The following is a 26,125-nucleotide window of genomic DNA, read 5'->3' on the forward strand; positions in this document are numbered from 1 at the left end:
TTCAGGCCGCACGGGCGAACACCGCCCTGGCCAGCGCGGGCAGGGCGACGGCGAGGCGCCTGCCGTTCGACACGACCACGCGGCGCGACAGCACGTCGCAGTCCGCGTGCTCGACGAGGTCGAGGATCCGGCCGTAGAGCCGGTAGGCGGTGAGCACGCACGGCCTGGAGCGCGGCGCGAGCATGCCGATGCCCGGCCAGGCCCGCTCGTAGACCTGCCGCGCCCTGCGCACCTGGTCGCGCAGTGCTGCCCGCACCTGCCGGTCGGCCCGGCCCTCCGCCCGCGCGCGCAGCAGTCGTTCCCGGTCGACGCCGAACGCCGCGAGCTCGTCGGCGGGCAGGTACACCCGGCCGCGGTCGAGGTCCTCGCCGATGTCGCGGATGAAGTTCGTCAGCTGGAACGCGACGCCGAGCGCGGCCGCCGCGGGTTCCGCCTCCTCGCGGGGCACGCTGGTGCCGAGCACCGGGAGCACCTGCAGGCCGATCACCGCGGCGGATCCGTGCACGTACTGTTCGAGGTCGGCGAAAGTGGGGTAGTCGGTGACGGTGAGATCCATCCGCATCGACTCCATGAAGTCCTGGAAATGCCGAACCGGGATGTCGTAGCGGTGCACGGTGTCGACGAGCGCCGCCAGCACCGGGTCGTCCGTCGCCCCGTTCCTCAGCGCGGCCTGCAGGCGCCCGTCGATCGCCAGGAGCTCGGCCGACTTCTCGTCCGGTCCACTGTGGAGGTCGTCGACCACGTCGTCCACCCACCGGGCGAACCCGTACAGCGCGTGCACGGCGGGCCGTTGCTCCGCGCTGAGCAACCTGGTTGCCAGGTAATAGGTCCGGCCGTGCTGTGCGTTGAGCTCACGGCAGCGCCGGTACGCGTCGCGCAACGCCGGCGCGGTGACACCCGCGGCGTCCAGTTCGCGTTCAGCCGACATCAGCTGTCCTTTCGCGGAGGAGGTTCCTCCACGCTAATTCCGCGAGTTGCCCTTCGCACAACGGCGGTGCTCATCATGCAGATCCCCCGCCGCGCTGCTTAGCTCGAAAAGCCGAACACCGACCACTCCCGGGGGAACGCCGATGTCGCTGCTGACCAGCGTGGACGCCCGCACGTCGCAGGTTGACGACTTCCGCGTCCTGCTCGACGGCGCACTGCACGACTTCCTGCTCGCGAGGCAGGACCTCGCTCCCGAGCTCGCCGCCGAGCTGCGGGAGCTGATCCTCGCCGGTGGCAAGAGGATCAGGCCGACGTTCGCCTGGTGGGGATGGCGTGCGGGAGGCGGCTCGCCGCCGGTGGACGCCGTGGTGCGGGCGATGGTGGCGCTGGAACTGCTGCAGTGCTGCGCGCTCGTGCACGACGACGTGATGGACCGTTCGGCGACCAGGCGGGGCAAGCCGTCGGTGCACGAGTCCTTCGCGGCGCGGCACCGGCGTGAACGGTGGGCCGCGAGCGCCCGTCAGTACGGCGACTCCGCGGCGATCCTGGTCGGCGACCTCGCGCTCGCGTGGGCGGACGACGCGCTGGTGACCGCCGGCCTGTCCGCCGAGGCGCTGAGCCGCGCCTGGGGGCCGTGGCAGGCGATGCGGACCGAGATGATCATGGGCCAGCACCTCGACCTCCTCGCCGTCGCACGACGCGAGGAGTCGCTGGAGCACGCCGTCCGCGTGGCGGCGCTGAAGACCGCCGCCTACACGGTGGAACGGCCGCTGCACCTGGGCGCCGCCCTCGCGGGAGCCGACGACGACGTCGTGGACTGCCTGCGTGCCTACGGCCACGACATCGGCGTCGCCTTCCAGCTGAGAGACGACCTGATCGGTGTGTTCGGCGACTCCTCGGTCACCGGGAAACCGGTGGGGGAGGACCTGAAGGAGGGCAAGCGGACGCCGTTGATGTCCATCGCCCTCTCCCGCGCGCAGGGCAAACCCGCCGCGCAGCGGTTGCTCCGCCGATGCCTGGAGAGCGGCAGCGTCAGCGACCGGACCGTCGGCGACGTGCGCGCGCTGCTCGTGGAACTCGGAGCCGTCGCCGCCGTGGAGAAGCACATTGAGAAACTGGCAGGGTCCGGAATGGCGGCGCTGGACCGCGCGGCCATCCCCAGCGACGTGCGTCATGAACTCACGCGCCTCGCTGACCGTGCAGTGACGCGAACGACCTGAGGGGAACGCAGTGGTGCACGTGGTGAAAGGCCGCACTGACCGGGTGGTCGTGGTCGGCGCGGGACTCTCGGGGCTCTCGGCGGCGCTGCACCTGCGCGGCGCGGGGCACGAGGTGACGGTCGTCGAACGACAGCCGCACCCCGGCGGGCTCGCGGGCCGGCTCGACGTCGGCGGTCACCGGATCGACACCGGCCCGACCGTGCTGACGATGCCGGAACTGCTCGACGACGCGTTCGCCGCGGTGGGCCACAAGCGCGAGGACCACCTGGAACTGCTGCCGCTGCACCCCGCCTACCGCGCGGCGTTCGCCGACGGCACGGCGCTGGACGTGCACACCGACGCGGACCGCATGGAGCAGGCGGTGCGCGACTTCGCGGGGGACCGCGAAGCCCAGGGGTACCGCGACCTGCGGGCGTGGCTCACCAAGCTGTACGAGGTGGAGCGCGACAGGTTCATCGGCGCGAGCTTCGACTCGCCGCTCGACCTGGCGGGGCCTGACCTCCTGAGGCTCGCCCGGCTCGGCGGCTTCGGCTCGCTGGCGAAGGCGGTGGGACGGTTCCTGCGCGACGACCGGCTCCGGCGCGTCTTCACCTTCCAGTCGCTCTACGCGGGCGTCGCCCCGAAGGACGCTCTCGCCGCTTATGCCGTCATCGCCTACATGGACACCATTGCGGGCGTGTACTTCCCGCGCGGCGGTATGCGTGCCGTGCCGCAGGCGCTGGCCGACGCGGCCGCCGAAGCCGGGGTCGTGTTCCACTACGGCGTCGAGGTCGAGGAGCTCGAACGCGTCGGTCACCGCGTGAACGCGGTGCGCACGGCCGACACCCGGATCGCCTGCGACGCCGTCGTCCTGGCCACCGGGCCCGCCCAGAGCACCCGGCTGCTGCGCGGCGAACCGCGCCGGGTCGTGCCGCTGCGCTGGTCGCCGTCCGCGGTGGTGGTGCACCTCAGTTCCGGTCGCGTGGCCGACGACCTCGCCCACCACACGATCTCCTTCGGCGACAAGTGGAACGGCACCTTCGACGAGATCATCCGGCAGGGGAAGCTGATGAGCGATCCGTCGTTGCTGCTCACCACGCCCACCCTGACCGATCCCGCGCTGGCACCGGAAGGCAGGCACCTGCAGTACCTGCTCGCGCCCTGCCCGAACCTCGACGCCGCCCCGCTGCGCTGGGACGCGCTGGCACACCGCTACGCCGGGGAACTCGTCGACGAGATGTCGGCGCGCAAGCTCGTCGTCGACGCCGAGCCGCTCGCGGTCGTCACACCGGACGACTGGGCACGTGGCGGCCAGGCAGCCGGCACGCCGTTCTCCGCCGCCCACACGTTCGCCCAGACCGGTCCGTTCCGCCCCGGCAACCTGCCGTTCCGCGACGGCAACGTCGTGCTGGCGGGCAGCGGCACCACCCCCGGCGTCGGCATTCCTCCGGTGCTGATCTCGGGCAAGCTCGCCGCCCAACGGCTGCGCCACCGGTAGAACTCCCTCGACGCTGTTTCACCGCATTCGAAGTATTCGTGGGATTGTCCCGCAAATGCTGAACGGGTTTTTCACGCTCTGTGATCGCAGAAGTCGCTCTGGGTGTGGAAAAGCGAATTCACCCTTGCGGCCATTGTCGTGCGTGCTATGTCGGTATTCGTCATGCCGATTCGTCCGGCGGCGTAACGGTGGTACCCCGTTGCTGTGGCATGGCTGCTGAGCTGCCATGCCGTCGATGCTCCTCATTGTCGATAGTGCTTTTCGGTGCATCGGGATCCTGAATTGAAAATTGCGCCGTACGAGTGCTCTCGAAAATTGCTTGAAACGTTCGATCCTGCACAGCGACTTCTCTCAGCGTGGTCAGGTTCCGCATATGCGAAGCCGGGTAGAAAACACCTCGTGGAAGTGAGAGAAATGCGAAAAAGTTTCCGCACTCTGATGATCGGCGTGTCGGCCGTGGCGCTCGGGTTCGCCGGCAGCGCGGTCGGCACCGCCGGCCCGGAACGCGCCGCCGACCTGCCATCCGACGTGGTGTCGGCGATGCAGCGGGATCTGGGGCTCACCGCCGGGCAGGCGGCCAGACGCGCGGCCCAGCAGGACGACGCCGACCGGCTCGACGACGTCCTGAAGGGACGTCTGGGCACGGCGTTCGGTGGCGCGTGGTTCGACGCGGACTCCGGCAAGCTCGCGGTCGCCGTGACCGATGCGGCGAGGGCCGGCGAGGTGCGGGCCGCGGGCGCGCGGGCGCACGTGGTCAGGCACAGCGAGTCCGACCTGGAAAAGATCAAGAAGGACCTCGACTCGCTCGCGGGCCGGGCCGAGGACGACGGCAGCCGCACCAAGCCCGGCCGTGCCCCGTCCGACGCGGTCAAGGGCCTGACCTCCTGGTCGGTCGACCCGCGGACGAACGCCGTGACCGTCGTCGCGCTGGCCGGCAAGTCGGAGAAGGCCGTGGCGGGTCTGAAGAAGTACGGCGACGCCGTGAAGGTCGAGTACACCGATGTCGAGCCGTCCACCACGGCGTTCCTCGACGGCGGCGACGTCCTGTACTACGGCGCCTTCGGCGGCGGGTACTGCTCGGCGGGCTTCAACGTGCGCAACGTCAGCAACGGCCTGCGTTACGTGCTGACCGCCGGCCACTGCGGCCCCGCGGGCACGGCCGTGTACGGCTACACCGGTGCGCAGATCGGCACCGTGCAGTCGGCGTTCTTCCCGACGTACGACGACGCCCTGGTGCGCGTGACCAACACCGGCGCGTGGACGCAGGGGCCCTGGGTCGACGTCAACCCGTCGCAGGGCGGGGTCGTGACCGTCAGCGGGTACAGCGACTCGCCGGTCGGTACCGCGATCTGCAAGTCCGGTGTCACCACCAAGCTCACCTGCGGTGTCATCACGGCGAAGCGGCAGACCGTGACCTACACGGGCGGCCAGACGGTGTACGACCTGACCCGGCACAGCGCCTGCGTCGAGCGCGGTGACTCGGGTGGCTCGAACTACCGCAACTCCGGCACCCGCACCGCCGAGGGCGTCACCAGCGGCGCCCAGCTGTACCTGGTGAACGGCCAGTACCGCTGCGGTCAGGCGGTCGGCCAGCCGAACGTGTCCTGGTACTACCCGGCCGCGATCAGCCTGCCCTACTACCAGTCCGTGTACGGAGTCACGCTCTGGTGATGCGCTGACCGACGACCGGCCGGCACTGTCGTGCCGGCCGGTCGTCCGGTGCTCACCCGCGTGCGGCCGAGATGAAGTCGCGGTACCAGCGGTAGCTGGCCCGCGGCGTGCGTTCCAGCGTCTGGTAGTCGACGTGCACCAGGCCGAACCGGTGCTTGTAGCCGTGCGCCCACTCGAAGTTGTCGAGCAGGGACCAGCAGAAGTACCCGCGCAGATCCACGTCCGCCGCCTGCGCCGCCGCGATGTGGTCGCGCAGGTAGGCGATGCGGTCGGTGTCCTCGAAGCCGTCCACGTCGGGGTAGACGCAGCCGTTCTCGGTGACGTAGACGGGCGGCAGGCCGGGGTGCCGTGCCTTGAGGTCCGCCAGCGCGGTCGTCATGCCGGCCGGTTCGACGGGCCAGCCCATGCCGGTGCGCGGGACGTCCGGCAGCTGCGTCGTGTCGACGCCGATGTCGTGCGCCGTGCGCTTGGCCGGGTCGGGCTCGCGGTGCGGCGCGTCGGCGACGTGCAGCCGGTAGTAGTAGTTGAGGCCGACGTAGTCCAGCGGCTGCCCGATGATCTCCAGGTCACCGTCCTGCCGGAACGAGAAGTCGCTGATGTCCGCGAACATCGAGGTCAGCTCCTCCGGGTAGGCGGAGCCGAACAGCGGGTCGGTGAACTGCCGGCGCAGCAGGACGTCCTGGCGGTTCGCGGCGGCGACGTCGGCGGGCGAGTCCGTGACGGGCACGGTGGGGGACTGGTTGAGCACGATGCCGAACTCCTGCTCCGGCAACCCGTTCGCCCGCATGGACTGCACGGCGAGGCCGTGGCCGAGCAGCAGGTGATGCACCGCCGCCAGTGCGCCGTGGCCCTCGCGCGCGCCGGGGGCGTGCCGGCCTTCGCCGTAGCCGATGATCGAGGAGCAGTACGGTTCGTTCAGAGTGGTCCACTTCCTGACCACGTCACCGAGTTCCTCGTGCACGATGGCGGCGTAGTCGGCGAACCTGAGGGCCGTGTCGCGGTTGCGCCAGCCGCCCTCGTCCTCCAGCGCCTGGGGCAGGTCCCAGTGGTACAGCGTCAGGAAGGGCTCGATCCCCTTGCCCAGCAACGCCTCGACGAGCCGCCGGTAGAAGTCGAGACCGCGCTGCTCGACCTTGCCGTGCCCCTCGGGCAGGACCCGCGACCACGAGACCGAGAACCGGTACGCGTCGACACCCAGGCCGGTGAGCAGCTGGACGTCCTCGGCCCAGCGGTGGTAGTGGTCCGCCGCCACGTCCCCGGTGTCGCCGGACGCGACGGCACCGGGAACCTGGGCGAAGGTGTCCCAGATGGACGGACCGCGGCCGTCGAGCCGTGCCGCTCCTTCGATCTGATAGGCCGAGGTCGCCACGCCCCAGCGAAAACCGTCCGGAAAGCTCACAGCAGTCTCCAAAAGAAAGTCAGCCCTTGACGGCGCCGGACATGATGCCGCCGACGATCTGACGGCCGAACAACAGGAACACGGCCAGCACGGGCACCGTGCCGATCGTGGCGGCGGTCAGCACCAGCGTGTAGTCGGTGGTGTAGCCACTGGCCAAAGTGGACAGCGCGGTCTGCACGGTCGGGTTCTCCGGCGTGAGGACGACCAGGGGCCAGAAGAAGTCGTTCCACGCCTGCATGAACGTGAACAGGCCGAGCACGGCCGCCGCGGGACGGGCCGCGGGCAGTGCGACGTGCCAGAACAGCCGCAGCGATCCGCAGCCGTCCATCCGGCCCGCCTCCAGCAGCTCGTCCGGGATCGCCCGCTCGAAGTACTGGCGCATGAAGAACACGCCGAACGCGGTCACCAGCCCAGGCACGATCACCGCGTGGATCTCGCCGGCCCAGCCGAACTCGGCCATCATCATGTAGAGCGGGATGATGCCGAGCTCGGTCGGGATCGCCTGCGTGCCGATGATGAGCAGCAGCAACACGTTGCGGCCGCGGAACTTCAGCTTGGCGAACGCGAAGCCCGCCAGCGTCGAGAACAGCACCACCGAGATGGTCACGGTGCCCGCCACGACGATCGAGTTCACCATCGCCAGCGCGAAGTCGGTGGTGTCGAAGACGCGGGCGATGTTCGCGAAGAGGTGCCCGCCCGGCACCAGGACGGGCGGCACGCTGTCGATCGCGTCCGGTGTCTGCGAGGACACCACGAACGACCAGTACACCGGGAACGCCGACCCCGCCAGCACGGCGATCAGGGCGGCGTAGGTCCACGGTCCCGCGACGCGCCGGGCCAGCCTGCGCGCCCTCGTCGCGGGACCGGTGGGCCGCACCGGTGCGGGACGTTCCAGCACAGCGGTCATGGGGTCACTCCGTCCGGATCCGTTTGGTCACCAGGTAGCCGAGACCGGCGACGACGACGGTGGTGATGGCCAGCACGACCGCGATCGACGAGCTGTAGCCGAAGTCGTACTTCGTGAAGCCCTGCTCGTAGAGGTACAGCGCGGCGGTCTGGAACTGCCGGTCGGAGCCGCCCGTCGCGGCCGCGGCGCCGGGGTTGAACAGCAGCGGCTCGGCGAGCAGCCGCATGTTGCCGGTCGTCGCGATGATCGTCGTGAAGATGATCTGGGGCCGCAGCAACGGGACCGTGATGCGCCAGAACTGCTGACGGCCGCTCGCGCCGTCCAGGGTGGCCGCCTCGTACAGCGTCGACGGGATCGCCTGCATGGACGCCAGGAAGATCAGCGCGTGGTAGCCGGTCCAGCGCCACACCACCATCACGGCGATGGCGATGTGAGAGCTGGCCGTGCCAGCCTGCCAGTCGATCTGCCCCGCGCCGAACAGGTCCAGCACCCAGTTGACCAGGCCGAAGTCCCGGCCGAACAGCTGCGCGAAGATGATCGTCACCGCCGCCACCGAGGTGATGTTCGGCAGGATCACACCCATCCGGAACAGCGTGCGGGTGCGGACCTTGCGGTTGAGCAGCTGTGCGATGAACAGCGCGAACAGGATCTGCGGGACCGTGGTGAGCAGCCACAGGCTGAGCGTGTTGCCCATGGCGTTCCAGAAGTACGGGTCCGCCATCAGCTTGACGTAGTTCGCGAACCACACGAACGTCGCCGCCTCGGACTCGAGCAGGTTGCGGTCCTGCAGCGAGACCCAGATCGTGTAGAGGAGGGGGAACAGCCCGAAGACACCGAAGATCAGGAAGTACGGCGCCACGTACCCGTACGGCGCGAACTTCGTGTCCCACCGGTGCCTTCTGGCCGTCTTGTCCATCAAGACCATGTCAGCGCGTCACTTCTGGACGTCGCCGACGAACTGGCGCCACGAGTCCTCGCCGTTCTGCTTGCCCTGCTCCACGCGCTGCATCGCGTTGCCGATCGCGGTCTGGATGTCGCCCGCCTTCGGACCCTGGTACTGCGGGTTCAGCTTCTTCGCCGCGTCGGTGAACAGCTTGCCGATGGGGGCGTCGTTGAAGTACGGGTTCCTGTAGTCGATGATCGACGGGTCCTCGTACAGCTTCGGGATCGACGGCAGCAGCCCGGCGCTCTTGAACACCTTGGCCTGCTGCTCGGGCGCGGTCAGCCACGCCGCCAGCTCCACGGCCTTGTCGACGTTCTTGCCCGACTTGGGAACGGTGAGGTACGAGCCGCCCCAGTTGCCGCCACCGCCCGGCACGGACGTGACGTCCCACTTGCCGGCGGCCTCCGGACCGGCCTGGTCCTTGATCTTCGCCATCTGCCAGGCGGGGCAGGTCACGGTCGCGAACTGGCCCTGCTTGAAACCGGTGTTCCAGACGGGCGTGGAGTAGAGCAGCTTCGAGGACAGACCGGACTGCACGCCGTCGACGACGAGGTCCCAGCCGGCCTTGATCTCCTTGTTCTCTCCGACGACGATCTTGTCGGACTTGTCGTAGTAGCCGACGGACGCCTGGCCGACGATCGCGTTGAGCACGGTCGGACCGCCGTCGAACCACTTCACGCCCTCGGGCGCCTTCTCCTGGAACTTCTTGCCGGCGGCCATGAAGTCCTGCCAGGTCGGCCACAGCGCGGCGACCTGGTCGCGGTCGGCCGGCAGCCCGGCGTTCTGCAGCAGGTCGCGGCGGTAGCAGATGGCCAGGCCGCCGACGTCGGTGCCGTAGCCGATCTGCTTGCCGTCCTTGCTGAGCGAGCCCTCCCACTTCCACGGCAGCCAGCGGTCCTTCAGCTGGTCGCCGCCCTTGGTGTTGAGGTCGACGAACTTGTCCGGCGTGGCCTTGAACTGGTTGATGTAACCGGTGTCGACCGCCTCGATGTCCGCGGCGCCGCTGCTGGTGGCGAGGTGCGCGGCGAGGTTCTTGTGGTGGTCGGAGTACGACGCGGTGCGGTCCGAGATCTCGACGTCCGGGTGCGCCGCGGCGTACTCCTTGAGCAGTTCGGCGTACCCGAAGTTGCCGAACAGCCCGATCGTCAGCTTGGTCTTGCCACCGGACGCGGTGTCACTGCCGCAACCGCTGAGCACCACGGCTGTCGCCAGGGCGGCGCAGCCGAGTGCGAGTGCTTTGGGGCGCATTTTCCTGGCCTCCGTCGAATTTTGGGCGCGCTGAACCAGAGAAGAAGTTCTCCGGGAAGATTTGTGTGGCGCCTATGACAGCGGTGTTACAGGTCTCCAGTCAAGTAACGAAACGATAAACAGATCAACTCCTGCGGGCGTTTGACTAGGAGAAGTGCTGCTCCTAGGGTCTCTGTAACCGCTTACGGTGAAACGGGAGGTCCGATGGCGACCGGGCGAGAGATCGCCCAGCTCTGCGGCGTGTCCGTGGCGACGGTGTCGCGCGTCTTCAACCAGCCGGAAACGGTGAACGAGGACACGCGGGAACGCGTGCTGCGCGTCGCGAAAGAGCTGGACTACCGGCCCAACGAGTCCGCTCGCGCGTTGTCGACGAAGCAGTCGACGATGATCGGACTGGTCTGGGACACCGACCACCGCAGGCCCGGCTGGCGGCACCCGTACCTGCAGGACCTGTTGATAGGCCTGAAGTCCGCGCTGAGCGCGCACGGCTACCACCTGCTGATGCTCGCGACGAGCGGCGACGCCCGCGAGGTGGGCGCGTCGCTCGCGGACCCCGTCGGCTACGTGAACATGACCCGTCGCCACCACCTCGGCGGGCTCGTCCTGATCGACAGCGGCTCCGACGCCGAGGCGTTCGGAGCGTTCGCCCAGTCCGGAGTCCCGTGCGTGGCGCTCGACGTGGCCGTCGAGGGGCCCCGAGCCACCTACGTCACGTCGGACAACGCCGGCGGTGCCCGAGCGGCCGTCGCCCACCTCGTCGGCCTCGGCCACTCGCGGATCGCCACCATCACCGGCCCACCGGGGAACCAGCCGTCCGAGGCCCGTCTTTCGGGCTACCGCGAGGCGTTGCGGGACGCGGGTGTGGAGCCACTCGCTGATTACGTCGTCGCCGGCGACTTCTACCGGGCGAGCGGAACCGCTGCCATGCAACGCTTTCTGGCTCTGGACGAGCCGCCTACCGCGGTGTTCGCGTCGAGTGACGAGATGGCGGTCGGTGCGCTGCTCGCGGCCCGTGCTGCCGGGTTGCGGGTGCCGCAGGACCTCGCGCTGGTCGGGTTCGACGACATCGAGATCGCCTCGGTGGTCGAACCGGCGTTGACGACCGTGGCGCAGGACAAGCCGGGGTTCGGGGTGGCGGCGGCCAAGGCGATCATGGCGATGATCACCGGGAGTGGGCCGGACGGGCCCGTGGTTCTTCCGGCTCAGCTGGTGGTCAGGGATTCCTGCGGAGCGCGCCAGGTGTGAGGTCGAAGTGCCTGCCGGACGTCCTACTGCGGGCGCTGGTCCTCTGTGGACGTCGCCGCCGCGATGAGCGCGATCAGCTGGTGCCGGAAGTGGTCGTAGTCGTCCACCGCGCCGAGCAGCGTGTCCGACTCGCGTTCCTCGCGGCGGGCGGCGGCCAGGGCGCGGCGGCCCGCTGGAGTGATCTTCACCGACGTCCGGCGGCGGTCCTTGGTGTCCTGGCTGCGCACCACGTGGCCGCCTCGGTCGAGGTGGTCGATCGTGCGGCTCATGGTCTGGTCGGTGACGCGGCAGAGCACGGCTAGTTCGCGTTGCGAGCGCGGGCCGTCGGCCAGGTGGTGCAGGGTGATCATGCCGGCGTGGGTGAGGCCGCGGGTCGCCAGGAAGTCCTCGAAGCGCTTCTCGACGACGCGTGCCGCCACGGACAGGAGCCTGCCGGTGGGCCAGGAGGCGACGTCCGCGCCCACCTGGTCCGGGCGGTCGGCCACCGCCAGCTCGTCTCCCTCGGCCACGGCCCCATCATCCCAGACCCGCCCGATCACCCCACGGCGGTCCCGAACGGCATGCTGGTCACGGGCGTGTCGCCCGCGATCGCCGACGCGATGGCGGCGGCCGCGGGCGGGTAGGCGAGTTCGCCGAGGCCACCCAGCGGGGCGTTCGACGGCACGATGGTGACGTCGATGTTCGGTGTCTGGCCGATCCGCGCCCACCGGTAGTCGCCGAACGACGACTCCGCCACCGCACCCTCCCGGACGGTGATCTGCGCACCGAGCACTGTGGACAGCGCGTCGACCACGCAGCCCTCGACCTGGGCGCGGACGCCGGACGGGTGCAGCGCCACGCCGACGTCGACGGCCGCGTGCACGCGCAGCACGCGGCGTGACTCCGGCTCGGCGACGGCGATCACCGCGATCGCGGAACCGTATTCCTCCAGGCACGCGACACCGCGCGAGGTGCCGGGTGCGGGCGGCTTGGTCCAGCGGGCACGGTCGGCGACGGCGTCGAGCACCTTGTGCAGGCGCGAGCCAGCGGGCAGCAGTGACCGGCGCAGTGCGACCTGGTCCAGGCCGGACCTCCTGCCGATCTCGCTGAGGAAGTTCTCCTCGGCGTAGACGAACTGTCCCGCGTAGACGGATCGCCAGAACCCGGTGCGCAGCGGTGCCGGCCGCACGACGACCGAGACCTCGCCCGGCACGGTGTAGGGGAAGTGGTCGCCGCTGGCCTTGATCAGGGCGGGGTTGGCGAAGAACGGCAGGACGGTCAACGGCCAGGTGGCGACCTCGTGAGCCCTTCGGACGGGCACGCCGCCGGAGCCGATCTCCGCGGACATCCGGTGCACCGACATCGGCCGGTAGGAGTCGTTGCGCATGTCGTCGGCCCGGGTCCACAGCACCTGGACCGGGGCTCCCACCCGCCGTGAGCAGGCCACGGCCTCCAGCACCGGGTCGGGTTCGATGCGCCGGCCGAACGCTCCTCCCGACGCCGTCGCCTCCACCCGCACGGACGTGGCGGGCACGCCGAGCTGGCGGGCCAGCTGGGTGCGCAGTCCGCCGGGATCCTGCGTGGGAGCCCAGATGGTCACGCCATCCGGACGGACGTGCGCGGTGGCGTTCATCGGTTCCATCGGCGCGTGCGCGAGCAACGGCATGGAGTAGATCTGCTGAACGCCCTCGATCGGGCTCTGCGCGGGCAACGCCGCGCGCAGGTCCGTGAGCCACGCGCGGCTGTCGGCGGTGGGCGTCCCGCCGCGCCAGGTGATCCGCAGCGCGTCGCGGCCCCGCAACGCCTGGTGGGTCGACCGGGCGATGACCGCGACGCCGCCCTGTCCGTCGGCCGGGGCGATGAGCGTGAGGACGTCGACCACGCCGGGCAGGCCGCGGGTCGCGGTGTCGTCGACCGCGTCGGGGACCGCGCCGATCCACGGCGGGCGGGCGACCACGGCGACCAGGCCTCCGGGTGGCCGGGAGTCGATGCCGTACCTCGTGCGGCCGGTCACCACGTCGCGGGCGTCCACGCGTCCGCCGCGGGTCTTGCCGAGCAGCCGCCACTTCTCCGGTGGCGTGAGCTCGACGGGCACGGTGGCGGGATCGAGTGCGGCCGCGGCCCGGACCAGCGCCCGGTAGGGGAGCTTCCCCCGGCGCGGATGGCACACCGCGCCGTCCTTCGCCGTGCACTCGGCGACCGGCACGCGCCAGCGCTGCGCGGCGGCGGTGACCAGCAGGCAGCGCGCCGTCGCGGCGGCCGTGCGGATCGGGGTGGCGAGCTGCCGCACCGAGGTCGAGTTCGCCACGGCCTGCGAGCCGAAGCGTTCGGTGTCACCGTGTGCCTGTTCCAGCGCGACGTCGCCGGCCTCGACCGCCAGTTCCTCGGCGACCATCAGCGCGACCACGGTCCGCACGCCCTGACCGGTGTCCGGGCGGGGCACGGTCGCGGTGATCCGGCCCGCGTCGTCCAGCCGCACGAAGACGTTCGGCACGAGCCCCTCGGCGGCGAGGGCGGGGACCGGCACCGCGACGACCAGCGCGCCGATTCCCGCACCGCGCAACAACGTCCGCCTGCTGATCATCGTTCCTCCCGCATGATCCGGCTCGCGCGGCGCACGGCGTCGCGGATGCGGGGATAGCTGCCGCAGCGGCACACGTTGTCGCGCAGGGCCTCCTCGATCGCCGCGTCGTCGGGGTCGGGATCACGGGCGAGCAGCGCCGCCGCGGCCATGACCTGGCCCGGCTGGCAGTAGCCGCACTGCGCCACGTCGAGCTCCCGCCACGCCCGCTGCACCGGGTGGTCGCCGTCGCGGGACAACCCCTCGATCGTCGTGATCCGGGTCTGCGCGCTGTCGGCCGCCGTGCGCACGCAGGGCCGCGCCGCCGCACCGTCCACATGGGACGTGCAGGCGCCGCACAGGCCGACCCCGCACCCGTACTTGACCCCCGTCAGCCCCAGCTCGTCGCGCAACACCCACAGCAGGGGAGTGTCGCCATCGACGTCGACCTCGTGCCGTTCACCGTTGACGCGCAACAGATATCGGGCCACCGCGATCCCTCCTGATTTGCTCAGCGCGCTGAACGTATCACGCCGGGCACTGCATAATGCTCAGCATGCTGAACGAATTGCGGCGGCCCGGCCGCGGTGTCCTCGTGTGGGGAGTGGTGGCAAGTGCGCTGCTCACCGGCCTGGTGTGGCTGCTGGGCCAGCGGCTGCACGGCGTCGCGTTGCTACCCGACCAGGGTGCCTCCTGGTACTACTGGAAGCTGCCGGACCCCACCTTCTGGAGCAGAGCGTCCGCCTGGGTGGGCTACGCGGCGCACCAACTCGTGTCGTGGGGCCTGATCTACTACGCGCAGACCCGGATCCGGCGCTACACCACGGGCCTGCACCGCGCCAACGTCGTCGCCCTCGCCGCGAACGGCGCGTTCATCGGCCTGCACGCGCTGCAGACCCAGGTGTTCTACGACGGTCTCGCCCAGGACGTCTCGATCTTCAGCTCGCAGGGCTCCGTCGTCCTGCTGCTGGTGGTCGTCCTGCTGATGGAGAACCGCCGCCGGGGCCTGGTGCTGACCTGGAGCGCGCCGATCTCCGAGCAGGTCGTCTCGTTCGCGCGCCGCTACCACGGCTACCTGTTCAGCTGGGCCGCGATCTACACGTTCTGGTACCACCCGATGGAGTCGAGCAGCGGGCACCTCATCGGGTTCTTCTACATGTTCCTGCTGCTGGTGCAGAGCAGTCTGATGTTCACGACATCCCACACGAACCGCTGGTGGACGCTGACCCTCGAACTGCTCGTCGCCGTGCACGGCACGCTGGTCGCCGTGATGAACTCCGGCCCCGACGGCATGTGGCCGATGTTCTTCTTCGGCTTCGTGGCGATCTTCGTGCTCACCCAGATGCACGGCGTCGGGCTCAGCGCGGCGGCACGGTGGTGGATCGGAGGCACGTTCGTGGCCGGCGCGCTCGCGGTCTACTCCTGGCGCGGTCTCGGCAGGATCGACGAGGTCGTGCGCATCCCGTTGATCGAGTACCTGCTGGTGGCCGTGCTCGCCCTGCTGATCTGGGCGGGCATCAGACTCGCCCGCCTCGGCCGATCATGAGGAGCAGAGCCACCCCTGGCGTCAGGCGTGCTCGCGGTTCATCGCTCTTTCGCGGGCCGGCTGGCCGACTCGAGCAGCGTCGCCGCGACGCCGCGCAGCTTGACGTTCGCGCGCTGCGACTGCTCGACGAGCATCTTGAACGCCTCGTCCGCGTCGCAGGTGTGCACCGCCATCAGCACGCCCTTGGCCTGCTCGATCACGGCCCGCGACTCCAGGGCCTGCTCCAGCTGCCCGACCCGGTCCTGCGAGTGCCGCCACCGCTGGGCGCTGGTGATCGTCGCGGACGCGGCCGCCGTGAACAGCCGCATGAGTCCTTCGTCGAACGGGTCGAAGGCCGCCGCGGTGTAGCTGTAGATGTTGAGCGTCCCGATGTGCCGCGCCCCGGTGTCGTCCGAGCCGGGCAGGACGACCGGCACCGACAGGTACGCGCGGACACCGGTTTTCTTTGCGGCGGCCTCGAACTCCGGCCACAGCTCGCTGTGCTCACCGATCACCGCCCGCACGGGCTTCAGTTCGAGCGCGGCCTCCAGGCAGGGCCCGCGGCCGGAGTCGTACTGCTCGGTGTCGAGCACGACCAGGCGCCGGTCCGTGGCCGCCGCGGTGTGCGGCTGGTCCGCCGTGACCACGGACACGGTCACCGCGTCGGCGTCGGGAACGGCCCTGGCCGCGGTCTCCGCGACCCGCCGCAAGGCGTCGTCGAGCGACTCCTCGCCGGTGAACGCGTCCCGCAGCGCGGTCAACGCCTCCGTCGCCTCGTCCAGGCGTGACACCGGATCCGGGCGTTCGTCGTCGACCGCTCTCATCGATCCCGTCTGCACGTGGTCGGCCATGCCGCGGCGCCCTTCATCGGCTGGTGGAGTCCCCGCCGCCGGCTGCTCGACGCGCGTCCAGCGCATCGTACGGCTACCGGTGACGCGTGGCCCGTGGCCGCCGTGCAGAAACCGGGGCCGGCGACGGACAGCTGCAAGGTCTCAACTCTCCGCACCGGCCCCGGCCGGACCTCCCGAGGGGGTCCTCCGTGCGAACACGCGCGCGTGTTCGGCGTTGTGTCAGTACCCCGCCGGTGCTCCGCCCACACCGCTTGGTGGCGATCAGTACGAGCCGGTGATCTGGCCCGACAGCCTGGTGCGGAGCTGTTCGCTGTGCGGGTGGAGACGATGCCCACTGTGGACACCGCTTCGACGTGGCCGGAGGCGTGAAGTCGGAGAGCGATTCCTAGGCCCTGGCGACAGGTTCGCCGAACCAGCGCTTGAGGTGGTCGTCGAGGTCCTGCTGGTGCTCGCCGATCCAGGCGACGTGGCCGTCGGGACGGAGCAACAGCGCCGGGACGTCCACGGCGGCAGTGGCGTCCGCGACGAGGGAGACCCGGTCCGTCCAGCCGTCGGCGGTCAGGCGTCCGGTGCGGTCGAGCACCAGGCCGCGCCCTCCGCGCAGGTGGTCGTAGACGCGGCCTCGCGCCAGATCGGTGTCGCGCAGGCGGCGGCCGAGCAGGTCGGGTCCGGGGCCGAAGTCGTAGCGGACGCCGATCGCGGTGATCTTCTCGACCAGCCGCCGGTTCACCTCGTTGATGTCCATCAGTTCGGTGAGCAGCCTGCGCACGGCCTGCGCGCCCGGTTCGCCGGACGCCAGCGCCACCTGGGCGCGGGTGTTGTCGAGGACGTCCGCGGCGACCGGATGACGTTCGGAGTGGTAGGTGTCCAGCAACGTGCCGGGTGCCCAGCCGCGGATCTGCGCGGCGAGCTTCCAGCCGAGGTTGACCGCGTCCTGGATGCCGAGGTTCAGGCCCTGGCCGCCGGCGGGCGGGTGGATGTGCGCGGCGTCACCGGCGAGCAGCACCCGTCCGGTCCGATAGCGCTCGGCCAGCCGGGTGGCGTCGCCGAAACGGGACAACCAGCGGGGGGAGTGCACGCCGAAATCAGTTCCGGCGATCGCCTTCAGCTGTCGTGCGAAATCTTCGATGGTGGGCGGTTCCGCGCGGTCCTCGCTGACTCCCGCGGCAGGGATCACGACGCGATAGATCCCTTCGCCGAAAGGGCTGAAAACGAACAGCTTGCCGGTCTCGTGGATTTCGGCGACCTTGGCGGCGATCTCCTCCTGCGGCACGGCTGCCGCCATCTCGCCCATCAGCGTGTCGTTGCGGGAGGGTTCGCCGGGAAAGCCGACGCCGAGGAGTTTGCGCACGGTGCTGCGCGCGCCGTCGCAGCCGACCAGGTAACGCGACCGCAGCCGCTCGCCGCCGGCCAGTTCGATCGTCACGCCCTCGTCGTCCTGCTCGAGCCCTGTCACCGCGCGACCGGGCCGGACCTGCGCGCCCAGTGCGACCGCCTGATCTCGGAGCAGACCTTCGGCGACCGGCTGCGGGATCCCCAGCAGCGACGTGAAATCCGAGTCCAGGCCCTCCGGCGTGGGTTTCGGGATGCCGGCGAAGGAACCTCCGGCAGGGCGCTGCCTGCCGCGTTCCAGGAAACGGTCCAGCAGCCCGCGCATCGCCAGGATCTCGAGACTGCGAATGTGCAGACTGACTATTCGAACGAACGACGAAACGGGCTCGGGCTCCTTCTCCACGACGAGCACTCGCACGTCGTGCAGCCGGAGTTCGGCGGCCAGCATCGCGCCGGTCGGCCCGCATCCGGCGATGACGACATCGAACATGAACCACCCATTTTCGCAGGCCTCGGCATCAGCCGGTGAGTCTGGGCGCGGTGGGGGAGTGCCGCAACCGAAATATGCGAGTGGAAATGCGGTCGGCCCGGCTGCTTCCGCTGTCTGTGCGGCCAGACGGCCGATCACGCTGACCCTGTCGGCCGACGGCCGGATCCGAAGTTTTCTTTCTGACACGAAAGGGTATTCGCCGGTCCCCTATCAGCAGGACGGTGTGACGTGGCGAGACCGCCATCGAAGGACATGTGGTGTCCCACGGTCGGTGTGGAGGAGGAGTTTCTCCTGGTGGACCCGGAGACCGGGGTTCCGGTGAACCGGGCGGACGAGGTCGTCGCGGTCGCGCGCGAGCAACTCGGCCTCGAACTGGAGCGCGAGCTCACCGGTGCCCAGGTGGAGATCAACACGACGGTGTGCCGCGACGTGGAGCAGGCCCGGCGTGAACTGGTCGAGGCTCGCCGTTCGGTCGCTCAGGCCGCGCGCACCGTGGGGTGCCGGGCCATCGCCGTCGGCGCGCCTCCGCTGGGAGACGCGACCGGGGAGGTGACGGACAGCCTGCGGTACCGGCGGATCGCGCGCGAGTTCGGTGCCCTGGCGGAACAACAGCTCATCTGCGGCTGCCACGTCCACGTGGCCGTGCCCGATCGGGAGACCGCGGTCCAGGTGTGCAACCACGTGCGCCCGTGGTTGCCCGTGCTGTCCGCGGTGACCGCGAACTCGCCGTTCTCCGGCGGAGAGGACACCGGCTTCGCGAGCTGGCGTTCGACGGTGTGGTCGCGCTGGCCCGTGTCCGGGCCGCCGCCGGTCTTCACCTCGTGGCAGCACTACGAGGAAGTCTGCGACACCATGATCAAGGCGGGCACCGCCCTCGACCGGGCGATGATCTACTGGGACGTCCGGCCCGCCACCGAGCTGCCGACCGTCGAGGTGCGCGTCTCGGACGTCGCGGCGACCGTGGACGAGGCGGTGCTGCTGGCGGCGCTCGTCCGGGCGCTGGTCGCCCAGGCGATCGTCGACGTCGAACGCGGTGTGGAGCCGGAGCCGGTTCCGCAGGAGACGTTGCGGCAGGCGTGCTGGGGCGCCGCCAACGAAGGCCTGCGCGGCAGCACCCTGGACGTGCTCTCCGGTGAGCCGAGGCCGCTGCGGCGTCAGCTGGACGACCTGGTGACCCGGTTGACCCCGGTGTTCGAGGCCAACGGTGACCTGCCTGCGGTGCAACGAGGTCTGCGACTGCTGGACGGTCCGGGAACGGGTGCCGAGCGCCAGCGCCAGGCGTTCCGCACGGGGCAGGTGGGATCGTTGCTGGGCGTGCTCGACATCGACAACGCCGACCGCGCCGAACCCCGGGACACGGCTGCCTCCTGAGGCGCCGTCCGGTGGTGCGTACGATCTTCGGTGATCATGATGGTCCCAGTGGAGAAGACCGCGTCCGAGGTCGAACAGCGAGCCTGCGGCGCATGGCGAGAGGGCGGCCATGAGGGCGTTCGGCATGCAGGAGCAGACCGCGGACGCGGCGGCCACGGACGGGGACCTGCGCGCTCTGTTCGGGCAGTCCACCGCGGTGTTCGCGACGTTCACGGGCCCGGACCAGGTGGTGGAGACGGCCGATCCGGCCTTCCTCACCACCTTCGGCGAGGACGGTGCGAGCCTGTCCACCTTGCTGGACGAGGTGTACCGGACGGGCGAGGCCCGCGTCCGCCGTGACGTGCGGGTCCTGATGGGCAGCGGCCCGGACGCGCGCGAGGTGTTCTTCGACCTCACGTGCGAGCCGCGCCGGGACGACGGCGGCGAGGTGCTCGGGGTCCGGGTGATCGGCGTGGAGACCACCCAGGTCAAGCACGCCCAGCGGTTGATGGCCGAGCACCGTGCGCTGCTGGAGCAGATCGCCCGTCAGGCGCCGCTGACCGAGGTGCTCGACGGGATGGCCCGGTGCATCGAGGAGCTGGCGCCGGAGGAACTGTTCGTGTCCGTCCTGCTCGCCGAGCCCGACGGCCTGCACCTGCGGCACGGTGCCGCGCCCAGCCTGCCGGACTTCTACAACGAGGCCATCGACGGCATCGCCACCGGCGAAGGTGTCGGCTCCTGCGGAACGGCCGCCCACCGGCGTGAACCGGTCATCGTCACCGATATCGCCACCGACCCGTTCTGGGACGACTTCCGCGATCTGGCGGAGCGGGCCGGACTGGGCTCCTGCTGGTCGACGCCGATCCTCGCCCGCGACGGCGGCCTGCTGGGCACCTTCGCGATGTACCACCCGACCGCGCGTGTCCCGCAGGAGAACGACTTCGCCCTCATCCGGGTCTTCGCCGGCACCGCGGCCCTGGCCATCGAGCGCCACCACAACGAGGTGGCGCGGCAGGCCGCCGAGGCGCAGGTCGAATCCGCCCGCGCGGCGCTGGCCGAGGCCGTGCGGGCGGAGCGGGAACTGCGCGCCGAAGCCGAGCAGCGCGCGGAAGCCGCCGCGGAACTGACCGCACAGATGCGCGTCGCCGCGGCGGTGCAGGCCAAGACACCGCATCCCGAGTTCTGCCAGCTGGGCGGCAGGGCCGGGTGCGCCCTGCCCGCCGAGATCAAGGTCGCCGACTCGTGGGGCGACTCGGCGTGGGGCTGCGCCGCGCACGTCGAGGAGATCCTCATCCACGTGCCTTCGGTCTTCATCGCGAGCGAGGAACTCGGCGGGCTGGCCGCGTACCTGAACCGCTGAACCTCACACGTGGGTGTCCGAGGTCTCCTCGTGGCGCGCTTGTGCTTTCTGCCGTCGTTTCCGGTCCAGCAGCCACATGACCGGGGTCGCGGAGAGCCCGTGCAGGAGGATCGAGCCGATCACGACGAGCCCGACGATCTGCCACAGCGCGGTCTGCTCGGCGAACTCGCCGTTCTGCAGGGCGTACACGAGGTAGAACAACGAGCCGACGCCGCGCACCCCGAAGAACGCGATCACGGTCCGTTCGCGCGGACCGGTCTTGCCGCCGAGCAGCCCGATCCACCCCGCCAGCGGCCGCACGAGCAGCAGCACCGCCGCGGCGACGAGGAGCTGCCGCCAGCCGACGCCCGCCAGCAGACCGGTGGCGGCGGCACCGCCGAGCAGGAAGACGATCAGCACGGTGAGCATGCGCTCGGCCTGCTCGACGTAGCGGTGCAGGACCTGGTGGTAGCCGTGCCGGCGTTCCCCGGACCGGATCGCGCACGCGCACACGAAGACCGCGACGAACCCGTACCCCTCGACCAGTTCGGTGATGCCGTAGGCGAGGAACGTCGCCGCGAGCGCCACGAAGCCCTCCGCGTGCTCGGCCAGGCGGAACTTCTCCGACGGCGCCGAGAAGAACAGCTTGCCCAGCGCCCAGCCGATCAGCACGCCGATGGCGACCGCGGACGCGAGCCGCCAGAGCACGTCCACCGCGAGCCAGTGTGCGAGCCACTGCGACGGCGCCGCCCCGGCCACGCTGATCGCGATGGCGGCGTAGGTGAAGGGGAACGCCAGCCCGTCGTTGAGCCCCGCCTCCGAGGTCAGTGCGAACCGGGCCTCGTCCTCGTCGGAATCCGGGTGCTCGGCGGGTTCGGCGACCTGCACCTCACTGGCCAGCACCGGGTCGGTGGGCGCCAGCACGGCCGCGAGCAGGACCGATGCACCGACGCCGAAGCCCAGCGCACCCCAGCCGAGCAGGGCCACGGCGAGCATGGACAGCGGCATGGTGATGGCGAGCAGCCGCCAGGTGCTCGCCCAGCCGCGCAGGCTCACCTGGCGGTTCAGCGCGAGGCCCGCGCCCATCAGGGAGATGATCACGCAGATCTCGGTCAGGTGCAGGAGCACGCCGCTGTGCGCGACGGGGTCGGGATCGGGCAGCTGGTCGGCCACCGTGAACGTCAGGGCGCCGGCGCCGAGGAAGAGCATCGGCATGGAGACCGGTGCGCGGTCGAGCAACCGGGGGAGCAGTGCGGCGGCGAGCGTCGCCAAGCCCGCGCCGGCGTACAGCAACGGTCCTGGTTCCACCGTCTGCCTTTCGTCGAGCCGTGGGAGGTCTGCACAGGTACCCGGCAGGTCGCACGACTAACCGTTGCTCAGGCGGACGGGCCGCGCAGGTACCGGGTCACCATGTCGACGAGTTCGTTCTCGAACGTCTCCATCGCGACCGGCTGCGGGAACGCGGCGCTCTTCGCGTTGCCGCGATCGTCTCGCGCAGCTCCGCGGAGAGCTGGTCCTCCTCGAGCATGATCCGCAGCGTGGGTCCAGGTGCCGCGGTCGATGTGGCGGATCATCAGTTCGGCGAGGACAGGAGACCATCTTCGCCGCCGACCTCGCGAGGCTGGTGGAACAGCACCCCGGAGCCGGAGTGATCCAGATCTGACTCAGCCCGGCACCGGCAGCGAGGCCAGCGGGACGTGGTGCTGTCCCGCGTGGATGTCGCGATCGAGCAACCCGCCCTGGGCGACCGGCCGGGGGAACGAGATCTTCACGACGTTCAGCGCCGGGATCCGGAAGATCTGCACGTCCTCGGCGCGCACGTCGTACAGCCGGGCGATGGTCTCCTCGCTGAGCACCGCCGCCCGCGTGTAGCCCGCCTCGTCGCGCAGGAACACCTCCATCGTCACCCAGAACGGCCCGGCGTTCTTGGAACGGACCTCCAGCGCGAGGTCTCCGAACGTCTGCGGGGACTCAGTCATGGGCGGGGGCCTTCCGGTGCTCGATGCGGAACATCTCGGTGGGAGAGCGGGTGTCGACGACGTGGTGGAGCACGAACTCGTAGACGGGCCCGCGCTCGGTCTCGGCGGGTGAGGTCGCGAACGCCAGGCTGGGCAGGTAGTTCATGTCCGGCGTCGGCAGGTGCAGCATCAGGGGGTTGGCGACCTTGGCCACGGCGGTCGCGAGTTCCTGGGTCGCGGCGCGGACCAGGAGCATGACGCCGATCTCGCGGGGCGGCCGGCTCGCCGGGTCCAGCTTGCCCAGCACGGCGTCGTGGCCGTAGCGGCGCAGGTCGAACGCGTACTGGGTGCCGTCGAGGCCGAGCGTCTGCGCGACGCGTCCGGTGAAGACCTCGACGAACAGGTCGGTCCACGCCTCGATGTTCGCGAGGATGTGCTCGTCGCGGATGGCCGTGAACGACATCGTCTCGTAGCCGGTGATCCTGGCGCCCTCCAGCTTCACCGTGTGCTGGGCGGCCGGGTGGAACAGGGAGCCCTCGACGCGGACGCGCCGGTCGTCGAGCGCCGTGTAGGTGGCCGCCTCGACGTCCAGTTCGCCCGCGGGCTCGCGCATCCGGAACGGGTTCACCGTCTCGTAGAGCATGTGCGCCGCGACGGAGATGGGCGTGCAGGCGGCGTCGGGGTCGAGCGGTTCGATGGTGAAACCGGTCTGGTCGATCGTGGCGAGCACACCGCCCGTGCGGGGGTTCGTCGTGCATTGCCCGCCGCACTCGACGATCTTCGCGGCGTGCCACGTCGGACCGGCCGGCATGCCCATCATCAGCGGGTACGCGGCGGCGACGGCGGTGTCGGTCGCCCGGCCCGCGAGCACGACGTCGGCACCGCCGCGCAGCGCCTCCTCGATCGGTTCGTGGCCCATCATCCCGACGACGTGGGTGCAACCGTCCACCGTGGCCTCGTCGAGCGCGGTGGCCGGGACCAGTGGGTGCACCGCGCCCGCCCGCAGGCGTTCGGTGAGGAAACCGCCCCGCTGCTCGCTGTAGATCGTCGCCACGGCCAGGTCGAGCTCTTCCTCGCGCAGGACGTCCTCGACGATTCCGGCGACCCAGTCGACGCCCGAGTCGGTGCCGCTGGTGCCGCAGGACCCGACGATCAGCGGGATCCCGGCCCGCGCGGAGGCCGGCAGCAGGATCCGCAGGTCGCGGGCGATCGCGGCGGCGGTCGTCTTGGCGGTGCCGGAGCCCAGGTAGTGGGGGCCGGAGTCGGTCGAGCCGGCGTCGACGGAGATGACGTCGGCACCGAGTTCGAGGCCGCGGTCCACTGTGGACTGCGCGAACCCGGCGCCGAGCATGCCCGTGGGGGACAGGACGCGGACGGCTTCCATTGGTGTCCTTTCTGCGTGTTCAGAGAGAAGTCGCGTGACGTCGGCTCAGCACGGAGACGCGCAGGATCACCGCGACGGCGATCGCGGCGAGCAGGGCGATGTCGAGGAGCAGGTAACGCCACCCCGTGACGTCGACCATCGCGCCCACGAGTCCGGGGCCGATGAACCCGCCCACGGCCCAGCTCACCGTGTAGAGGCCGGTGTACACGCCGATCACGCGAGCGGACGGCGCCAGGTTCCACAGCACGACGGCGGCGTTGATCAGGAACCCGGAGGCGCCGGCGGCGGCGACGCAGAAGGCGGCGACGGTGGCGGCGGGAGTCGGCACGACGGTGCCGAGGGCCAGCGCGGCGCCGAAGACCACCATTCCGATGGTCATCGTGCGGATGCGCCCGATGCGTTCGGCGAGCAGCGCCGCGGGATAGGCGGCGAGGAGGAACGCGACGCCGCTGGGGAAGGTCAGCGAACCGGCCGTGCCACGGGACAACCCGAGGGTCTCCATGCCGTACGGGGTGAAGAGGGAGCGGGACGAGAACCAGGCGGACGCGAAGAGCAGCACCGACACGACGACCAGCAGCCTGCTGCGGTTGGGATCGCGCACGATGTCCTTGACGACGTCGCGGAGCCGCACAGCCGGTTCGTCGGCGGAGTCCTCGGTGAGTGCCAGCTGGTACCCCCGCGAACTGTTGTCCCGCACCCGCAGGACGAGAACCGCGGTGCACGCCAGCATGAGCACGGCGGGGACGGTGAAGGCGAGCTTCGGGTGGTCGTCGACCAGCAACGCGCTGATGAGCGCGGACACGATGACCGTGAGGCCGGACGCGATCTTGACCACCGCGTTGGCCCTGCCGCGCCGGTCCGGCTCGATGAAGTCGGGCAGCAGGGCCTGGGCGATCGGCTTGAAGCTGTTGCCCACCAACGAGTACACGAAGATGATCGCGATCAGCGCCGGCAACGCCGCGGCGAGCGGGATCAGGGTGAAGAGCACCGCCGCGAGCGGCATGCCGACCGCCAGGTAGGGGATCCGGCGGCCCCACCGCGTGCGGGTGTTGTCCGAGCGGTTCGCGATCCAGGGCTGGACGAAGACGCCGAGCAGGTTGTCCATGCCCATGAGCAGGCCGACGACGGCCGTGCTCGTGATGTGCTCGCGGAGCAGCGGCGGCACCTGGGCGTCGTAGAAGTCCCAGGTCGCCTCCTGTGCGAACACGGCCAGCGCGACGAAGAACGTGATGCGTCGGGCGAGCCGCCGATCCGCCGGTGCGGCGAGTGATGTCACGGAAGCCTCCGTTGGCTCTGGACTGCGTCACGGCGGTCTCAAAGTAAGATGCTATAGCAAAATGGTCAAGCAATAGCTTCGCTGTTAGTCGTAGTATCCGTACTCGTGACGGCCGACGAAGATCCCCGCGAGACGCTCGCCGACCGCGCCTACCGCTCGGTCCAGGACGCCATCGCCGCCGGTGAGCTGGCGCCCGGCGAGAAGATCACCGAACGCGGGCTCGCCGAGCGGCTGTCGATGAGCCCGACCCCGGTGCGCGAGGCCATCCGCAGGCTGGAGCAGGACGGCCTGATCGAGAGGACGGGTCCGCGCACGGTCGTCGTCGCGGACATCGGCGCGTCCGCCGTCGAGGACCTGGCCGAGGTCGAGATCGCGCTGCGCGGCCTCATCGCCCGGTTCGCCGCCCGCCGCGCGAGCACGGCCCAGCTCGACGCGCTCGACGCCCTCCTCGACGAGGCGGACGACCTGCTGATCGTCATCAAGCAGCGCGACGCCGAGGGCCGCCCCGTCGAGAAGCACCTCAACGCACTGCTGGACACCATGCAGCGCTTCAACGACGCCGTCGCGGCCTGCGCCGGCAACGCCGTCCTGGTCCGGCTCCTGGGGCAGACCAGGGTGTTCACCCGAACCGAACGCCGCACCCGCACGGTGGAACGGGTCCTCGCGAACCATCAGTACGGCCTCGACCGCTACACGACCCACCGCGCCCTCGTCCGAGCCCTGCGCGCGGGCGACTCGGCCGCCGCGGAACGGATCGCGCTCGACGACGTCCGGGGCGGACTCGAGGACCTGCGGCGCGAACCCGGGCAGGTCTCCACGCGCTGAGCCGCGCGGTTTGCGGCACAGGTGTGGACCGAAAGGTGGTCACGGCTTGGTCCGTGACGGCGGCGAGGTCTGCCGCACCTGCTTCAACGGGCGTTCCGAACAGCGGACCGGTAACGTCTGAGGCCGCACGACGGGGGCCAGCTCCCGCCGCGAGACCGCCCGCCACGGCGAACTCGGCACGCCGACCGGCGCGCCGAGGTCCGGGATCCCGGCATGTAG

The 26,125-nt window shown here is 70.4% G+C and carries 23 protein-coding genes; 8 read left to right on the top strand and 15 right to left on the bottom strand.

Annotated features, from left to right (window positions below; translation table 11 throughout):
* Position 1 precedes the first annotated feature (1 nt).
* Entirely contained in the window at positions 2-928 is a 927-nt protein-coding gene (locus tag AB0M48_RS35790) for a phytoene/squalene synthase family protein (protein ID WP_363850445.1), read from the bottom strand.
* A gap of 142 nt (positions 929-1,070) precedes the next feature.
* On the opposite strand from AB0M48_RS35790, the gene AB0M48_RS35795 reads away from it, so the two are divergent.
* From AB0M48_RS35795 to AB0M48_RS35805, 3 genes are all read left to right on the top strand, one after another.
* A complete protein-coding gene (locus AB0M48_RS35795; RefSeq protein WP_363850448.1) occupies positions 1,071-2,147 on the top strand; it encodes a polyprenyl synthetase family protein in 1,077 nt (358 codons plus the stop codon).
* Between the two features lie 13 nt (positions 2,148-2,160).
* On the top strand, positions 2,161-3,624 hold the full coding sequence (gene crtI / locus AB0M48_RS35800; RefSeq protein ID WP_363850777.1) for a phytoene desaturase family protein: 1,464 nt from the start codon (positions 2,161-2,163) through the stop codon (positions 3,622-3,624).
* A 414-nt stretch (positions 3,625-4,038) separates the two neighbouring features.
* A complete protein-coding gene (locus tag AB0M48_RS35805; protein WP_363850450.1) occupies positions 4,039-5,295 on the top strand; it encodes a S1 family peptidase in 1,257 nt (418 codons plus the stop codon).
* A 52-nt stretch (positions 5,296-5,347) separates the two neighbouring features.
* On the opposite strand, the gene AB0M48_RS35810 is transcribed toward AB0M48_RS35805, so the two are convergent.
* From AB0M48_RS35810 to AB0M48_RS35825, 4 genes are read right to left on the bottom strand one after another with little or no spacing between them, the layout of a single operon-like run.
* Positions 5,348-6,694, bottom strand: coding sequence for a GH1 family beta-glucosidase (locus tag AB0M48_RS35810; protein WP_363850453.1), 1,347 nt, complete (start codon positions 6,692-6,694; stop codon positions 5,348-5,350).
* Positions 6,695-6,713: 19 nt separating this feature from the next.
* Positions 6,714-7,601: a carbohydrate ABC transporter permease gene (locus tag AB0M48_RS35815; RefSeq protein ID WP_363850456.1), complete on the bottom strand. Its 888-nt coding sequence runs from the start codon at positions 7,599-7,601 to the stop codon at positions 6,714-6,716.
* A gap of 4 nt (positions 7,602-7,605) precedes the next feature.
* On the bottom strand, positions 7,606-8,517 hold the full coding sequence (locus AB0M48_RS35820) for a sugar ABC transporter permease (protein ID WP_363850459.1): 912 nt from the start codon (positions 8,515-8,517) through the stop codon (positions 7,606-7,608).
* An 18-nt stretch (positions 8,518-8,535) separates the two neighbouring features.
* Entirely contained in the window at positions 8,536-9,792 is a 1,257-nt protein-coding gene (locus AB0M48_RS35825; protein ID WP_363850462.1) for an extracellular solute-binding protein, read from the bottom strand.
* A gap of 204 nt (positions 9,793-9,996) precedes the next feature.
* Here AB0M48_RS35825 and AB0M48_RS35830 point away from each other — a divergent pair, with 204 nt between their 5' ends.
* Entirely contained in the window at positions 9,997-11,037 is a 1,041-nt protein-coding gene (locus tag AB0M48_RS35830; RefSeq protein ID WP_363850465.1) for a LacI family DNA-binding transcriptional regulator, read from the top strand.
* Between the two features lie 23 nt (positions 11,038-11,060).
* On the opposite strand, the gene AB0M48_RS35835 is transcribed toward AB0M48_RS35830, so the two are convergent.
* From AB0M48_RS35835 to AB0M48_RS35845, 3 genes are read right to left on the bottom strand one after another with little or no spacing between them, the layout of a single operon-like run.
* Positions 11,061-11,546: a MarR family transcriptional regulator gene (locus AB0M48_RS35835; protein WP_319986122.1), complete on the bottom strand. Its 486-nt coding sequence runs from the start codon at positions 11,544-11,546 to the stop codon at positions 11,061-11,063.
* A gap of 26 nt (positions 11,547-11,572) precedes the next feature.
* A complete protein-coding gene (locus tag AB0M48_RS35840; RefSeq protein WP_363850468.1) occupies positions 11,573-13,600 on the bottom strand; it encodes a molybdopterin cofactor-binding domain-containing protein in 2,028 nt (675 codons plus the stop codon).
* Positions 13,597-14,067: a (2Fe-2S)-binding protein gene (locus AB0M48_RS35845; protein ID WP_363850471.1), complete on the bottom strand. Its 471-nt coding sequence runs from the start codon at positions 14,065-14,067 to the stop codon at positions 13,597-13,599. The genes AB0M48_RS35840 and AB0M48_RS35845 overlap by 4 nt, the downstream gene beginning before the upstream one ends.
* Positions 14,068-14,132: 65 nt before the next feature.
* Between AB0M48_RS35845 and AB0M48_RS35850 the strand changes: the two genes are divergently transcribed.
* On the top strand, positions 14,133-15,122 hold the full coding sequence (locus AB0M48_RS35850; protein ID WP_363850474.1) for a hypothetical protein: 990 nt from the start codon (positions 14,133-14,135) through the stop codon (positions 15,120-15,122).
* A gap of 38 nt (positions 15,123-15,160) precedes the next feature.
* On the opposite strand, the gene AB0M48_RS35855 is transcribed toward AB0M48_RS35850, so the two are convergent.
* Both AB0M48_RS35855 and AB0M48_RS35860 read right to left on the bottom strand, forming a co-directional pair.
* The gene (locus AB0M48_RS35855; RefSeq protein ID WP_363850476.1) at positions 15,161-16,018 is read right to left on the bottom strand and encodes a GAF and ANTAR domain-containing protein; all 858 of its coding nucleotides are present in this window, start codon (positions 16,016-16,018) and stop codon (positions 15,161-15,163) included.
* Positions 16,019-16,337: 319 nt separating this feature from the next.
* Positions 16,338-17,774: an FAD-dependent monooxygenase gene (locus AB0M48_RS35860; RefSeq protein ID WP_363850479.1), complete on the bottom strand. Its 1,437-nt coding sequence runs from the start codon at positions 17,772-17,774 to the stop codon at positions 16,338-16,340.
* A 228-nt stretch (positions 17,775-18,002) separates the two neighbouring features.
* Here AB0M48_RS35860 and AB0M48_RS35865 point away from each other — a divergent pair, with 228 nt between their 5' ends.
* Positions 18,003-19,145, top strand: a complete 1,143-nt coding sequence (locus AB0M48_RS35865) for a glutamate--cysteine ligase (RefSeq protein WP_363850481.1) — start codon at positions 18,003-18,005, stop codon at positions 19,143-19,145.
* A gap of 109 nt (positions 19,146-19,254) precedes the next feature.
* Positions 19,255-20,484, top strand: coding sequence for a GAF domain-containing protein (locus tag AB0M48_RS35870; RefSeq protein ID WP_363850485.1), 1,230 nt, complete (start codon positions 19,255-19,257; stop codon positions 20,482-20,484).
* 3 nt (positions 20,485-20,487) lie between these two features.
* Here the strand turns inward: AB0M48_RS35870 and AB0M48_RS35875 are convergent, their stop codons facing one another.
* From AB0M48_RS35875 to AB0M48_RS35895, 5 genes are all read right to left on the bottom strand, one after another.
* Positions 20,488-21,771: a cation:proton antiporter gene (locus AB0M48_RS35875; protein ID WP_363850488.1), complete on the bottom strand. Its 1,284-nt coding sequence runs from the start codon at positions 21,769-21,771 to the stop codon at positions 20,488-20,490.
* A 68-nt stretch (positions 21,772-21,839) separates the two neighbouring features.
* Complete coding sequence (locus tag AB0M48_RS35880; RefSeq protein ID WP_363850491.1) at positions 21,840-22,037, bottom strand: hypothetical protein; 198 nt, start codon at positions 22,035-22,037, stop codon at positions 21,840-21,842.
* 90 nt (positions 22,038-22,127) lie between these two features.
* Positions 22,128-22,442 (bottom strand): DUF4387 domain-containing protein, encoded by a 315-nt coding sequence (locus AB0M48_RS35885; RefSeq protein WP_363850494.1) that lies wholly within the window; start codon positions 22,440-22,442, stop codon positions 22,128-22,130.
* Positions 22,435-23,805 (bottom strand): acyclic terpene utilization AtuA family protein, encoded by a 1,371-nt coding sequence (locus tag AB0M48_RS35890; protein ID WP_363850496.1) that lies wholly within the window; start codon positions 23,803-23,805, stop codon positions 22,435-22,437. Before AB0M48_RS35890 ends, AB0M48_RS35885 begins: the two co-directional genes overlap by 8 nt.
* Positions 23,806-23,824: 19 nt before the next feature.
* Positions 23,825-25,081 (bottom strand): MFS transporter, encoded by a 1,257-nt coding sequence (locus AB0M48_RS35895; protein WP_363850498.1) that lies wholly within the window; start codon positions 25,079-25,081, stop codon positions 23,825-23,827.
* A gap of 105 nt (positions 25,082-25,186) precedes the next feature.
* On the opposite strand from AB0M48_RS35895, the gene AB0M48_RS35900 reads away from it, so the two are divergent.
* Positions 25,187-25,906: a GntR family transcriptional regulator gene (locus AB0M48_RS35900; RefSeq protein WP_363850501.1), complete on the top strand. Its 720-nt coding sequence runs from the start codon at positions 25,187-25,189 to the stop codon at positions 25,904-25,906.
* Positions 25,907-26,125 lie beyond the last annotated feature (219 nt).

The sequence above is a fragment of the Lentzea sp. NPDC051208 genome, assembly GCF_040682435.1.
In the GTDB taxonomy this organism is placed as follows: Bacteria; Actinomycetota; Actinomycetes; order Mycobacteriales; family Pseudonocardiaceae; genus Lentzea; species Lentzea kristufekii.